At 66.0% G+C, this 14,171-nt stretch carries 13 protein-coding genes; 10 read left to right on the top strand and 3 right to left on the bottom strand.

Annotated elements, in window-relative coordinates:
• Positions 1 to 187 precede the first annotated feature (187 nt).
• Positions 188 to 1,069, top strand: coding sequence for an SDR family NAD(P)-dependent oxidoreductase (locus ACW171_RS00205; RefSeq protein WP_492094832.1), 882 nt, complete (start codon positions 188 to 190; stop codon positions 1,067 to 1,069).
• Positions 1,070 to 1,076: 7 nt separating this feature from the next.
• Here ACW171_RS00205 and ACW171_RS00200 read toward each other — a convergent pair whose 3' ends face one another.
• Positions 1,077 to 1,760, bottom strand: a complete 684-nt coding sequence (locus tag ACW171_RS00200) for a sugar transferase (protein ID WP_492094830.1) — start codon at positions 1,758 to 1,760, stop codon at positions 1,077 to 1,079.
• A 197-nt stretch (positions 1,761 to 1,957) separates the two neighbouring features.
• Between ACW171_RS00200 and ACW171_RS00195 the strand changes: the two genes are divergently transcribed.
• A complete protein-coding gene (locus ACW171_RS00195) occupies positions 1,958 to 2,137 on the top strand; it encodes a hypothetical protein (RefSeq protein WP_492094828.1) in 180 nt (59 codons plus the stop codon).
• Positions 2,138 to 2,366: 229 nt separating this feature from the next.
• Positions 2,367 to 3,272 carry a transglutaminase-like cysteine peptidase gene (locus ACW171_RS00190; RefSeq protein ID WP_492094826.1) on the top strand — a complete coding sequence of 302 codons (906 nt, stop codon included), beginning with the start codon at positions 2,367 to 2,369 and terminating at the stop codon, positions 3,270 to 3,272.
• Here the strand turns inward: ACW171_RS00190 and ACW171_RS00185 are convergent.
• Complete coding sequence (locus ACW171_RS00185) at positions 3,269 to 3,859, bottom strand: polysaccharide biosynthesis/export family protein (RefSeq protein ID WP_492094824.1); 591 nt, start codon at positions 3,857 to 3,859, stop codon at positions 3,269 to 3,271. The two genes, ACW171_RS00190 and ACW171_RS00185, sit on opposite strands and share 4 nt — an antisense overlap.
• A gap of 160 nt (positions 3,860 to 4,019) precedes the next feature.
• Between ACW171_RS00185 and ACW171_RS00180 the strand changes: the two genes are divergently transcribed.
• The 7 genes from ACW171_RS00180 to ACW171_RS00150 all read left to right on the top strand — a co-directional run bounded on the left by ACW171_RS00180 (position 4,020) and on the right by ACW171_RS00150 (position 12,217).
• Positions 4,020 to 4,583: a hypothetical protein gene (locus tag ACW171_RS00180; RefSeq protein WP_492094822.1), complete on the top strand. Its 564-nt coding sequence runs from the start codon at positions 4,020 to 4,022 to the stop codon at positions 4,581 to 4,583.
• A gap of 125 nt (positions 4,584 to 4,708) precedes the next feature.
• Positions 4,709 to 5,335, top strand: a complete 627-nt coding sequence (locus ACW171_RS00175) for a hypothetical protein (protein ID WP_492094820.1) — start codon at positions 4,709 to 4,711, stop codon at positions 5,333 to 5,335.
• Positions 5,336 to 5,436: 101 nt separating this feature from the next.
• Positions 5,437 to 6,738: an outer membrane beta-barrel protein gene (locus ACW171_RS00170; protein ID WP_492094818.1), complete on the top strand. Its 1,302-nt coding sequence runs from the start codon at positions 5,437 to 5,439 to the stop codon at positions 6,736 to 6,738.
• A 34-nt stretch (positions 6,739 to 6,772) separates the two neighbouring features.
• A complete protein-coding gene (locus ACW171_RS00165; protein ID WP_492094816.1) occupies positions 6,773 to 9,049 on the top strand; it encodes a GumC family protein in 2,277 nt (758 codons plus the stop codon).
• A gap of 41 nt (positions 9,050 to 9,090) precedes the next feature.
• Positions 9,091 to 10,419: an O-antigen ligase family protein gene (locus ACW171_RS00160; RefSeq protein ID WP_492094814.1), complete on the top strand. Its 1,329-nt coding sequence runs from the start codon at positions 9,091 to 9,093 to the stop codon at positions 10,417 to 10,419.
• A 92-nt stretch (positions 10,420 to 10,511) separates the two neighbouring features.
• Positions 10,512 to 11,672 carry a cell wall hydrolase gene (locus tag ACW171_RS00155; protein WP_492094812.1) on the top strand — a complete coding sequence of 387 codons (1,161 nt, stop codon included), beginning with the start codon at positions 10,512 to 10,514 and terminating at the stop codon, positions 11,670 to 11,672.
• Between the two features lie 110 nt (positions 11,673 to 11,782).
• A complete protein-coding gene (locus ACW171_RS00150; RefSeq protein WP_492094810.1) occupies positions 11,783 to 12,217 on the top strand; it encodes a VanZ family protein in 435 nt (144 codons plus the stop codon).
• Positions 12,218 to 12,235: 18 nt separating this feature from the next.
• Here ACW171_RS00150 and acs read toward each other — a convergent pair whose 3' ends face one another.
• A complete protein-coding gene (acs, locus tag ACW171_RS00145; protein ID WP_492094808.1) occupies positions 12,236 to 14,170 on the bottom strand; it encodes an acetate--CoA ligase in 1,935 nt (644 codons plus the stop codon).
• Position 14,171 lies beyond the last annotated feature (1 nt).

The following is a 14,171-nucleotide window of genomic DNA, read 5'->3' as shown; positions in this document are numbered from 1 at the left end:
GTCTTCCTCCCTTGATGATTCCTCTGACGCTCTGGCGGCGTCATGCCCTGACCGTCTCACTGATTCTGACGCGCGTCAATCCTAACCGGTCGGCTAGTGAATATTGACCTTTCGGCGAGGATGCGTGCAGATGCCCTCACCCGAACGGGGCAGGCGGCAAGGTCCGCGACAGGGCGAGGATGACCACATGACCATCGATCTCACCGGCCGCGTGGCCATCGTCACCGGCGCCGGCGGAGGACTTGGCCGCAGCCACGCGCTAGCTCTGGCCAAGCGTGGCGCGCAGGTCGTGGTCAACGATCTGGCGGTCCCGGCCTGCGACGCGGTGGCGGCCGAGATCGTCGCGGGGGGCGGCGCGGCCCTGGCCTGGGCCTGCGACGTCACCGACCGCGCGGGCGTGTTCGCCATGATCGAAGGCGTGATCGCGCGCTGGGGTCGCATCGACATCCTGGTCAACAACGCCGGCATCCTGCGCGACCGCACCTTCGCCAAGATGGAATTGGACGATTTCGAACGGGTCCTGACGGTCCACCTGATGGGCTCGGTGAACGTGACCAAGGCTGCATGGTCGCACATGCGCGAGCAGGGCTATGGCCGGGTGATCTTCACCACCTCTTCGTCGGGCCTCTACGGCAACTTCGGCCAGGCCAACTACGGCGCGGCCAAGATGGGCCTGGTCGGTCTGATGCAGACGCTGGCGCTCGAAGGAGCCAAGTCCGGCATCCGCGTCAACTGCCTGGCGCCGAGCGCCGCGACGCAGATGACCGAAGGTCTCTATTCCGAGGACGATCTGCGGGGCCTGTCCACGGACCTGGTGAGCCCCGGCGTCGTCGCCTTGGCGAGCGAAAACGCCCCGACCCGCACCATCCTCCTCGCCGGCGCCGGAGCCTTTGAACAGGCGCACGTCACCATGACGCAGGGCGTTTTCATCGGCGACCGTTCGGACGCGGCAGATCTGATCGAACAAGGGTGGTCAGCAGTCAGCGACCGCGCCGGCGAAATCATTCCGGAAAGCGGATCGGCTCAATACGGCCATGAGGTCGCGCATCCGGGACGAGCGCTGGTTTGAGGCGGCTCTAGTAGGCGTTGGTGCGCGCGACCAGGAGCGGAACCGTCCGGGCGACGATGACGAGGTCGTCGACGAACGACCACCCAGCCGCATAGTCGGCGTCCGCATCGACGCGTCGCGCCATGCACTCGAGCTGGTGGATCTCGCCGCGATGCCCCTGCACCTGGGCCAGACCGGTCAGGCCCGGACGGACCTCGAACCGCTGGGCGTATCGAGGCAGCAGCGCGCCATAGTGAAGATCATGAGCCAGGGCGTGAGGCCGTGGACCGACCAGGGACATGTCGCCCCGGATGACATTCAGAAGCTGGGGCAGTTCGTCCAGGCTGGTTTCGCGGATGAAGGCGCCGACTCGCGTCACGCGCTGATCGTCGCGGGTGGCGTGGGCGATGACGTCGCCGTCCTCGGTGACCGACATGCTGCGGAACTTGTAGATGGTGAAGACCTTACCATGGCGGCCGGTCCGACGCTGACGGAACAGCACCGGTCCGCGGCTCTCGACCACCACCGCCAGGGCGATCAGGACATAGACCCAGGCGAAGATCGCAAGGATCGTCGCCGCGATGACGATATCGAAGGTTCGCTTCAGGACGGCGCAGGCCGAGGTGCGGCCGAAGATCGGATTCCAGCCCACGGTCGCGCTCAGCTTCGCGCGCGCGGCGACGCTTGATCCTCCCGGATAGCTGTCGAACATGGAACGCCCCCAAAGGACGAGGAAATCGCCCTTAATGAGAGGTAAACTCAAACCCATGCCGCGATGCAACACGAATCCGACCCGTGTTCGCTGGGAAGGGGTGAAGGTTGCCGTACGGACACAGTCTCGCGTTTACCGAGAAACAATTAACTGCGTCGTTTCACGGATCGCTGATGGGTTTGCGTCACGGTGGGGTCATGGCGAAAATCCCCGCGCATTCTCTGACCCAGACGACCTGCGCACGTCCGCGATGGACTGCGGAGCGTGCTCCTGCTTCGCGGCGACTGCGCATCCTGGCCGGCTATAGCTTGGCCGGCGGCGTCTCGATGGCGATCTGGGTCATGGTCTATTCGCTCGCATCCGCCGTCATCGGCTGAGATGCCCCGCGCCTCGGCGCACCCGATCCCCTGTCTATGGACCACAAGGCCGTAACCCGTCGCTCTGGCGGGGCGGACGAAGCCGCATCGGCAGATCACAGAACCATGGTTACTGGCCATTATCCTTACCTTAGGATCAACTAGTTCTGTAGTCGTATTCGTTACTATAGCTGTATCCTCTATATTAGAGACAACATGACAGTATTCGCCTCAGATGAAGAGGCGAGACATGCGTCATTCCACATTGCTGACCCTGGCCCCCGTCATGGCCGGGCTGTTGACGTTCTCGGGAGCCGTCCAGGCCCAGACCCGGGACGTCGCCATGCCGATCGGACGGACCGTCGCCGCGCCGTCCGGGTTCATCGCCCTGTGCGAGGCCAGTCCCGTGGACTGTGCCGGCGCCGATCGGTCACCCCAGACGCTGACGGCGGTCAGATCCTGGGCGGCGCAGACACGCTGGTCCCAGGTGTTCGCCGCCGCCGGGCTGTCGACCGCGAGCCCTCAGACGGTCGCCGTCGATCATCCGGCCACGGCACCGGCGTCGATTAAGGGATCGAACGCGCGTGACGAGGTGCGGGCGCAAAAGGACGCGGCGCGAAAGGTTCAGGCGAGTCCCAGAAAGCGCAGGATGAAGGACGGCCGCGTCGCTCCCGCCCTGCCCGCATCCGCACCCCGTTCCGGCACTCCGCCACTTAGTATCCCCCAGGCGCCGACCCCGACGCAGTCAGAGCATCCGACGGTCGAGATCCTGCAAGGCGTGAACAGACAGATCAACCGCGCCGTCCGTCGATCGAGCGACCAGGACGCGTTCGGCCAGGCCGATGTCTGGCAGGCGGCGGTGGGGCCGCGAGCCAGAGGCGACTGCGAAGACTATGTTCTGGCCAAGCGGAGAGCCTTGATCGAAGCGGGCGTGAACCCGGCGTCCCTGTCGATCGCCCTGGTCAGGACCCGACGCGGCGAAGCCCACGCCGTGCTGCTGGCGGCCACCGAGGATGGCGAATATGTGCTCGACAACCTCAGTCCCTGGGTCATCCGCTGGGACGCGGCCCCCTACGAATGGCTGGAGCGCCAGGCCCCCGGATCCAACCTGACCTGGGTGCGCGCCGACCTCGTCGATGCGAGATCCGCGGCCTAGAACAGGCGTTCGCGGATCCGGATGGTGTCGCCCGGCGCGACGCGGGTCGACGTCGTCAGCTGAAACTCTTCTTCCCGATCGGCGTCCGCGCGCTTGATGAAGACGCGACGATTGTCTGCCCGATAGGTGAAGCCGCCCGCCGTGGCGACGGCGTTCAAGACGGTCAGGCTGTTAGTATAGGGATACTCGCCGGGCGTACTGACTTCCCCCAGAATATAGAAGGGCCGATAGTTCAGGACCTCGGCACTCACGCGCGGTTCGGTGATGAAGCCGTCGCGCAGAGCCGAGGCGACCTCGGCCTGGAACTCCGAGATCGTCAGGCCGCTGGCCTGGGTCTCGCCGATCAAGGGCAGAGAGATCTTTCCGTTTCCCCCGACAAGAAACTCGCCGGTCAGGGCCGCCTCGCCGAAGACGTTGACGCGGACCTTGTCCGCCACGCCGAGACGGTATTCGTCCAGTATGCGGCTGACACTGGCGTCACCGTCGTCGCCAACCGGCTCGCCCGACGCCATGACGCCCTGCGCGCAGGACGCCAGCACCACGGCCAACATGGCACTCAACACCAATGCCCAAAGCGCACGCAACATCGACACTCTCCAGAAGACGCCCAAGCTTACAGTGGCCGAACGACGGTCGCCACTGCCAAAAGTTGGCGGCCGGAATTCTCGTCGCGACGGTCCCAGGGTCGTGACCGGTTGTCGCGGTTGCACCGCGGCGTGTAGGGTCGGCCCCGGACGGGAGACAGCCATGCCGGGGAAACCGATCAAGGGCGCGCTCATAGGCGGACTGGCGGTGGCGGCGTGCACGGCGAGCACGGTCGTCGCCATGGCCCTGGCCTCTCCGCAGAGCGCCTTCGCGAATAGCCTAGGCCTGGCCCAGACCCATGAGGCGCGCGCCACACAGTTCGCCAAGTCCGCGACCCAGGCCGACTTGGACAAGGCCAGAACCGAAACGGTCCTGGCCTTGCGGCAGGCCCCGGCGAATTCGACCGCCTGGCTGCGCCTCGCCTATCTGGACAGTGTTTCGCCGGAGGGCTTCGGTGCACGAGCCAACACCGCTCTGTCGCGGTCCTTCTCAGTGGCGCCCTATGGTCCGGACGACACCGAATGGCGCCTTGCCTTCGCCTTCAATCATTGGTCCGCCCTCACCGTTGCAAACCGGAGGCTGGCCTTGGAGGAACTGTCCTATATTGCAGCGCAGCGGTCTCCCAAGGTTGCAAAGCTCAGGCAGGACGTCACGGACCCCGCGGGCTATCTGGCTTTGAGCCTGACATCCTCGACGATATCAGCTCGGCTGGAGGCCGAACGCTGATCTCCCTTGAGTCTCTTTTTCGCAACGCTTGCGAGTGCCGATGCTGCTTCGCACCCAAACTGGTTATCAAAGGGTTTGAAACCGCCGTTAGGTGAGTTAACCTTCGCTGTCAGAGGGAGCTCATCATGAACCGCAAGGCGATTAAACTGTCGGCCGTCGCAGCCGCCGCGATACTCGCAGCCGCAAGTGGCGTCGCCTTCGGTCAGGCGAGCGTAGTCGGCAACACGACCACAGGCGCAGAGAGCACGACGACTGTGGCGGAACTCGCATCCGCGATCGTCGCGGCATCGGAAGCCGCCGTGGCGAGCCTGGATCTCGCCTCCGTCGAAGCTGCGGCCGAAGCCCAGGCGATCGCCGATGCGGCACCCGGATCGACACCCGAACAGATCGCCGCCGCCGTTCAGCTGGCGGTGCAGGCCGCGATCACGGCCGCTGTCCAGACCGCCATTCAGACCGCGACCGCAGCGACGATCAGCAGCTCTGGCGTCAGCGCCGCCACGGCCATGGCGGCCACCGCCAGCGCGGCGACCACCTTGGCCTCCTCCCCGGCGATCACTGCCTCAGTGGCGGCCGTGTCTCCGGCCGCAGCGGCTGCGGTCACCGCCAGCGCGGCTGCGGCCGCCGGCAGCGCGGTCACGGCAGCAGTAGCAAGCGCCGCCCCGCCGACCACGAACACGGCACCTGCTTCTACGACGACGACCACAACCACGGCCCCGCCGCCTGTGGTCGTGACTGTCGTCTACCGCGGCTAATCAGTAACTCACTTCTTTTTATTCCCGTTCCGTCTGGTTCGAGCGCGCATCACTGCGTCCGCAATCCGAGCTTGGCCGGTCCCAAACTTTCCGAGGTTCTGATGGTCAGCGTTCTCCAACGTCTCGTAATCTCGGTTTCCGCAGGGTCGCTGGCCCTGGTCAGCGGCGCGGCCTCCGCTCAGCAGATCGCAAGAGCCTCCGAAGCCGGCGTCGACAACTTCTCGCGCAATCGCAACACCTCGGTTCAGCAGCGTGCGCGCCCCGACTATGAGGCGCCCGGCATCCGTAGCGGTGCCTTCCTGGTGTATCCGCGCCTGGAAGTCTCGGCCGAGCGCAACGACAACATCTACGCGACCGCAACGGGCGAAATCGACGACACCATCGCCCATGTGCGTCCGGAGATCGCCATCGAGTCCGACTGGTCGTCGAACTTCCTGTCGGCCTATGCGCGCGGCTCGATCAATCGCTACAGCGACAACGAAGATGAGAACACCGAAGAGTTCGGCGTGGGTACGGCGGGTCGGATCGACGTCTCGCGTCAGGCCAATATCGGCTTCGGCGGCGACTACACGAGCTCTTTCGAGCCTCGCACGGCACCTTCGGCCGCGCGTAACGCGGTCGAGCCGACCGCGCTGGATACCGTTCAGGCCTATGTCAGCGCGTCACGCGCCGCCGGCTACGTGAAGCTGTCCGGCCGGGCGGACTACCGATCGTTCGACTACGAAGACGGCCGAACCGGCGCTGGAACGGTCATCGACCAGGACAACCGCGATCGCGACGTGGTCAGCATTTCCGGTCGCGCCGATGTGGCGGTCAGCCCGGAGACGGCCTTCTTCTTCCAGGCCACGGGCAACGCCAGAGAGTACGACATCGCATCGACGACCCTGGTCCCCAACCGCAACTCCTCGGGCTCGGAATATCTGATCGGCGCCAGCTTCGAGGCCGGCGCGCTTGCGCGGGGTGAAGTCGCCGTCGGCTACATAGAACAGAATTTCGACGAGGCGGCCTTCAAGGACGTGTCGGGCTTCGGTGCCCGCGCCCAGGTCGAGTGGTTCCCGAGCGAGCTCACCACCGTGACCCTGGCCGGCGGACGGACAGTCGAGGATACGCCCACGGCCGGCACCGGCGGCTTCATATCGAACAACGCCAGCATCGGGATCGATCACGAACTGCTTCGCAACGTGATCCTGAACGCACGGGTGACGCTGAGCCGCGACGACTACGAAGGCATCGATCGCGAGGACACTCGCGTCGGCTTCAACCTCGGCGGCACCTATCTGATCAATCGCAACTTCGGTGTGAACGCGACCCTGTCCACGCTCGACACCCAATCCGACGGCGCCCAGCGCGATCAGGATTTCGCGGTCAACAGGCTCGCCATCGCCCTGGTCGCACAGTTCTGATTTCTATACTCGCCTGCAACAGTGAACGCGTCCGATGACCCAAGCCCACGACCCTCACGGCCCTTCCCATCAGCCGCACGGGGATGACGGGGGCTTCGGCCAAGGTGGGTGGGGAGCGGACGGCTTCGCGCGCGCCTTCGATCCGCACGCCCTGCTCGCCACATTCCGCCGGCGACTGAAGCTTTTCCTGGCGCTGGCGCTGCTCGTCTTCGTGGTCGTGTTGGTCTTCACGATCCAGGCGACGCCGCTCTATACGGCGACGGCCAGCGTGATGATCGACAACCGGACCGAACAGGTCGTCGATACCCAGGCCGTTCTTTCCGGCCTTCCGGCGGACACCGCGACCGTCGACACCGAAGTCGAGGTCCTGCGCTCTCGTCAGCTCGCTGAACGCGTGGTCGCAGCGCTCAAGCTCGAAGAGGATCCCGAGTTCAACAGCGCCTTGGCCAAACCCGGGCTGGGCCGGCAGATCAGCGACGGGATCGGCGGCCTGTTCGGCGCCGCGGCTCCGGACCGTGCGCTCCGCACCCTCAGCGACCTCGAAGCGCAGAAGCAGCGCGAACAGGTGGTGGACACCGTACGGTCGCGCCTCAAGATCAATCGCGTCGGCCTGACCTATGTGATGGGGGTCAGCTTCACGTCTCCGAACCCTCGCAAGGCGTCGACGATCGCCAACGCTTTCGCTCAGAACTACCTCCTCGAGCAGCTCCAAGCGAAGTTCGACGCGACAGCCCAAGCCAATACCTGGCTCAATACGCGCTTGAACGATCTGCGTGCCGAGGTGATCCAGAGCGAAGCGGCGGTCGAACAGTACCGCAACGCGAACAACCTTCTGAGCGCCTCGGGTGCCACGCTGACCGAGCAGGAAATCTCGACCTACAACACTCAGTTAGCGACCGTTCGCGCGGCACAGGCCGAGGATGAAGCCCGACTGTCCACTGCGCGCGCGCAACTGGCTCGGGGATCCAGTGGCGGCGATCTGGGCGAGGCCCTGGATTCGACGGTCGTTCAACAACTGCGCGCTCGCCGTGCCGAAGTCAGCGGACGCGTTGCAGACCTGTCGAGCCGGTACGGTCCGCGCCACCCCGACATGCTGCGGGCCGAACGCGAGCTGGCCGATATCGACGGTCAGATCCAGGCCGAGATCGGCCGTATCGTCTCCAATCTTGAGGCCCGGGTTCAGGTGGCCCGTCAGCGCACCGCCTCGATGCAGGGCAGCCTCTCCGGCGCCCGGGGCACCCTGGCGGCGAACAACAACGCCGGCGTCCGCCTGAACGAACTGCAGCGTAATGCCGAGGCCTCCAAGACCCTCTACCAAGGGCTGCTGGACCGCTTTAAACAAACCTCCAGCCAACAGGGCCTGGAAGAATCGGACGCCCGGATCGTCTCACGAGCGGTGATCCCGAGCGCGCCGAGTTCGCCGAACGTCCCGCTGAACCTCGCTCTCGGACTGGTGCTGGCTGTGGGCGCCGGCATCGCCGGTGTGGTCCTGGCCGAGATGTTCGACGCGGGTCTGGCGACGAGCGAGGACGTCGAATCCAAGCTCGGTCTGCCCAACATCGGCTCCATCCCGCTCGTCTCGTCCATCGCTGACGGCACGGATCGGCGCCTGGAGCCCGCCGACTTCCTTCTGCAGAAGCCTTTGTCGGCATTCGCCGAAGCCGTCCGCGCGTTGCGTACCTCGATCCTCTTCTCTCGCGTCGGTCAGGGCGTGGGCCTGATCGCCGTCACCTCGACTCTGCCCGGCGAAGGCAAGACGACAACCGCCGTCTGTCTCGCGCGCTCCGCCGCACAGGCCGGCCAGCGTGTCGTGATCGTCGACTGCGACCTTCGTCGTCGCGCGGTCAACCGCCTGTTCCACATCGAGCCGGAAAACGGCCTGCTGGAAGTTCTGAACGGCGCCGCCACGCTTGAGGCCGCACTGCACCTCGATGAACCGTCGGGTGCCTATGTCCTGCCGCTCACTCACACGAGCTTCACGCCCAAGGATGTGTTCGGCTCCCAGGCGATGGACACGCTGCTGCAAACCCTGCGCAGCAATTTCGACCTGGTCATTCTCGATACGGCCCCGGTCCTGGCCGTCGCAGACACCCGGATCCTCGCGGCCAAGGCCGATACTGTCGTGTTCCTGACGCGCTGGCGCAGCACGCCGAAGAAGGCGATCACCAACGCCCTCAAGCTGCTCGACGGCGCGGGTGCACATATCGCGGGCGTCGCCCTGGTCCAGGTCGATATGAAGTCCCAGGCCCGTTACGGCTATGGCGACGCCGGCCACTACTACGGCGCTTACAAACAATACTACACCGCGTGAGTTCGTCGGGCTCTCGGGTCCGCTCGGTGGGCGAGGCAGGCGTGCGCCGTCGGGAAGCCTGGCCTCGCAAGGCGGCGCGGTTCGGGGGCCTCGGGGTCGTTCCCGCCCTGATCTTCTGCGCGCACTTCTTCTACGGGGCGACCCTGGACCTGCCCGCCCTGACGATGTTCGCGGTCCTCTCGGGTGCGCTCGTCGTCGCCCTCATCAGGTCGTCGGCGCGGGCCGAACTCGAGCGACTGTCGTCCGGCGCCGTCCTTTTCGGCCTTTTCGCCTGCGTGGTCGCGATCGCCGCCCTCACATTGACCCCGGCCGTTCCCGGCGGCCCCCTGCCCATCTGGTCCTGGGCCGGCCTGCCGCCCGCGGCGACGCTGAACCGCTCGGCCACGATCGTCGAGATCATCAAGCTGTCCGGGCTGGCGTCGGTGTTCGTGCTGGGCTGCCTCCTCGGCGCCCGCGCTGAAAGAGCGCGGGAGGTCATGGTGATGTTGCTGGCCCTCGGCGGCATCTACGCCGGCGTCAGCCTCCTTCTGTTTCTGGGTGGCGGGCAGATCGCCGCGGGCAATAGCCGGCTGGCTGGCGGCTTCTTCAGCGCCAATATCGCAGGCACCCAGTTCGGCGTCCTGACCATGCTCGCCACCGCCTGGCTGATCCGGGGCTGGGGACAGGCGACGCGCGAGACGGTGGTTACCCGGATCATCGAGCTGGCGCCGGTCATCGCCGTCCTGCTTCTCTTCGTCGCCTGCCTGCTGCTGACCGCGTCGCGCGCCGCAATCGTCTCGACCGTGGCCGGCGCAGGCCTGCTGCTGGGCTGGGCGGCGCTGGACAACCGTGGATCCAAGTGGCTGCCGATGGTCGGTGGCGGCATTATCCTGTCCTGTGCAGCCGTGCTGATCGTGCAGGGCAACACCTTGTTCGCCGACCGGTTCGGCGGCCTAGCCGAAGGCGATGCGACACGAGAAGCCGTCGCTGCCGCCCACTGGCGGGCCTTCCTCGATTCCCCGCTCTTCGGATACGGCCTCGGCAGCTATCCCGAGGTGAACAACCAGATCATGACCGTCTCCAATGCCGACGCACTGGCGGTCAGCGTCATCCAGCACAATGCCTATCTGCAATGGCTCGAAGAGGCCGGCATCGTCGGCGCCCTGCCGATGTTCGCCTTGATCGGGGTCATCCTGGGGACGACGGCGTGGCGCGCGTTTCAGCGAAAGAGAAACCGGACGCTGATCATGGGCTTGCTGGCCGCGTCGGTGGTCGTCCTGCTTCACGCCGCCGTGGATGTCTCGCTCAACACCCCGTCTTTCGAGGCCTTCTGGGCCCTGCTTCTGGGCATGGGCTTTGCTCTGTCCCAGGCGCCGCGAAGGGCGGGTTGATCTCGTGGCACGCTCGAGGGTTGTCCGGACTCGGAGACCCGCGCTCGACATGCTAGGCGTGCACCGCACCATCCAGTCTGTCGGGCGCGTCCATGACCGTTGAAAAATTCTCGGCTGAGACCGATGGTCCGCTGACCCTTCGGCGGCGTATCGTCCTGATGGGCGCGGCGATCCGGGCCTGGGCGTCCACGGAGATCGGCGGCTGGATCATCATCTGCGTTCTGGCGGTCATGGCCTTGGCGATCGCGGGAGCGGCATTCATTCTGCCGCGTCTGAACGCGGCGGCGCCGACCCTGACGGCAGGCCAGGCGACAGCGCCTTCGGCGACACTCACGCCTCAGGCCGACCTCGTCGATTTCACCCTGGCTCCCGAGGCCATTCAGGACATGGACTACGCAGAGGCGCGTCTGTGGAACGCCGCCCTCCCCTTCTCGACAGCGCCCATCCGACCAGCAGCCGCCCTGATCGCGCCGACCACCGATATCGAGGCCTATAGCCGCGCGGTCGATTGCCTGACCGCCGCCGTCTATTACGAAGCCGCCTCCGAAACACCTCAGGGACAGGCGGCCGTGGCCCAGGTCGTGCTGAATCGGGCGCGACATCCCGCCTATCCCCGCACCGTCTGCGGCGTGGTGTTCCAGGGCTCGGAGCGGACCACGGGCTGCCAGTTCAGCTTCACCTGCGACGGCGCCATGGCGCGCGTTCCGTCCCCGGCCGGCTGGGCGCGCGCCCGGGCCGTGGCCTCCGCAGCGCTCAACGGAACCGTCGTCGCGGGCGTGGGCACAGCCACCCACTATCATACCGACTGGGTCGCGCCGTACTGGGCGCCGCGCCTGTCCAAGATCGTCCAAATCGGGACCCACATCTTCTATCGCTGGAACGGCGCCTGGGGTCTGCCGGCCGCCTTCACCGGCGCCTATTCCGGCGCTGAGCCCGTCATTCCGAAGATGGCGAGCCTGGCCTCGATCTCCGCCCTGCCGCCGGCCGAGGTGCTAGCCCTCTCCGACATCGGGACAACCGTAATTCCGGAGAATGCGCCACGTCTCACGGCTGTCGTTCCCATCACGATCGCGACGGGATCCGAACCGGAGACACTGGATCCGACGACCGAAGCGGCGCCGGAAAGCGCGGCGCCCGTCCGCGTCGCCCCGGTGATCCAGAGGGATGTGCCGATCATGGCCGACCCTATGGCCAGCCCGACCGCGCCGCCGGCCCGTCAACGCCAGAGGATCGCCGCGCCTTCCGGCTGGTGAAGCCTCGAGACAAGGCGGCAGGCTTAAATTCAGGTTTGGCAAACCACATCGGTTCACCGGGTTTTGGCGCGGAAGGCCCCAAGAGGGTTCCTCTCGCTCCGGAACCGTCGATGACACCGAACCGCCTTGTCCTGATCCTTCGATTGGCGGCCGTCGTGACCGGCCTTGGACTGACTCTGCTGTTGCTCGGTCCGTTTCAGGGTCTGGAGCGGAACCTGGGTCTGACGGACAAGGAGGCGCACGCCATTGCCTTTTTCGCGGTGACCATAGGTCTGTTCGTCATCGCTCCGCGTTGGCGGCGAACGGATCTGGCGCTGGTCGCCCTGGCCCTGGGTGTCGCCATCGAACTGGCTCAGGGCCTGACCGGGCGCAGCGCCTCCATGATGGATCTGATGGCCGACAGCGTCGGCATCGTCGCGGCGGTCATGCCCGGCGTGATCGAGCGCCTGCGCCACCACATCCGCCACTACGCGAAATCAGAGCCCGGTGCGCATGTGGACGCGCAGGTGAGTCAGCCCCACGCTCGCGGGGTCGAGATCTCGTAAGCTTGGCGGACCCCGCCCTCAGACTGCCCTGTTCTTCACCAGATCATCGACGACCGAAGGGTCAGCCAGCGTGGACGTATCCCCGAGCGACCCCAGGTCGTTCTCCGCGATCTTCCTCAGGATCCGGCGCATGATCTTGCCCGATCGTGTCTTTGGCAGACCTGGGGCCCACTGAATTGCATCAGGCGCCGCGATCGGCCCGATCTCGTGGCGCACCTGGGCCACCAACGCCTTCTTGAGGTCGTCGGTGGGTTCGACCCCCTGGTTCAGCGTCACATAGGCGTAGATCCCCTGGCCCTTGATGTCGTGAGGGAAACCGACCACCGCGGCCTCGGCCACGTCTTCATGCAGGACCAGGGCGCTCTCCACCTCGGCCGTGCCCATGCGATGGCCTGAGACGTTGATCACGTCGTCCACACGCCCGGTGATCCAGTAGTAGCCGTCCTCGTCCCGACGACAGCCGTCGCCGGTGAAATACTTGCCGGGATAGGTCGAGAAATAGGTTTCAAAGAACCGCTGATGATCGCCCCAGACGGTCCGCATCTGTCCCGGCCACGAGTCGGTGATGCACAGGTTGCCCGACGCCGCGCCATTCAGGACCAGGCCTTCGGCATCCACCAGCTGAAGCTCCACCCCCGGCAGGGGCTTGGTCGCCGAACCCGGCTTCAGGTCCGTCGCCCCGGGCAAGGGCGCGATCAGGGCGCCGCCCGTCTCGGTCTGCCACCAGGTGTCGATGATCGGCAGACGGCCGTCGCCGACGACCTCGTGATACCAGCGCCAGGCCTCGGGATTGATCGGCTCGCCCACAGTGCCGAGCACCCGAAGCGACTTGCGGCTCGATGCCTTCACAGGCTCGTTCCCGTCTCGCATCAGGGCCCTGAGCGCCGTCGGGGCCGTGTAGAATATCTCGACCTTGTGCTTGTCCACCACCTGCCAGAAGCGGCGGTTGTCCGGATAGTTGGGCACCCCCTCGAACATCAGGGTGGTCGCCGCATTCGCCAGCGCCCCATACACAACGTAGGAATGGCCGGTCACCCAGCCGACATCGGCCGTGCACCAGAAGACCTCGCCCGGCCGATAGTCGAACACCAGCTCCTGGGTCCACGAGACCCAGAACAGATACCCGCCGGTCGTATGCAACACCCCCTTGGGTTTGCCCGTCGATCCCGAGGTGTAGAGGATGAACAGCGGGTCCTCGGCATTCATCGGCTCGCAAGGGCAGTCGTCGGAGACGGCGGCGACAGCCTGCTCGAACCGCACGTCCCGACCCTCGACGATCGGTACATCGGCGCCGGTGTGGGCGATGACCAGAACCCGATCGACGGCCACCTTGGTCAGGGCCTCGTCCACATTGGCCTTGAGCGGAATGGCCTTCCCGGCCCGCAGACCCTCGTCGGCCGTGATGACGATCTTCGATCCGCAGTCCTCGATCCGCCCGGCGATGCTGTCGGGGCTGAACCCGCCGAACACCACCGAATGCACCGCTCCGATCCGCGCGCAGGCCAGCATCGCCACCGCCGCGGCCGGGATCATCGGCAGATAGATGGTCACCCGATCGCCCTTGGCGACCCCGAGATCCTTCAGCACATTGGCCATGCGGCAGACCTGACGGTGCAGTTCCGCATAGGTGACGGACCCCGAGACCGAGGGATCGTCCCCTTCGAACAGGATCGCCGTCTGATCGGCCCGCTCGGCCAGGTGCCGGTCGATGCAATTGTACGCGACGTTCAGCACGCCGTCGGCGAACCAGCGGATGCGGAAATCATCCTTGGCGAACGACACGTCCTTGATCACCGTCGGCGCGGTGATCCAGTCCAGCCGCTTCGCCTGCTCGGCCCAGAAGGCCTCCGGTCGCTCGCGCGCCGCGATCCGCGCGGCCTCATAGCCGGCGGCGTCCATGTGGGCGCGTTCAGCCCAGTCGGTAGAAACGCGATACAGAGTCTGGTCGATCATC

The sequence above is a fragment of the Brevundimonas sp. FV1ye28 genome (assembly GCF_058681135.1).
This window is presented reverse-complemented; position numbering and strand designations above follow the sequence as displayed.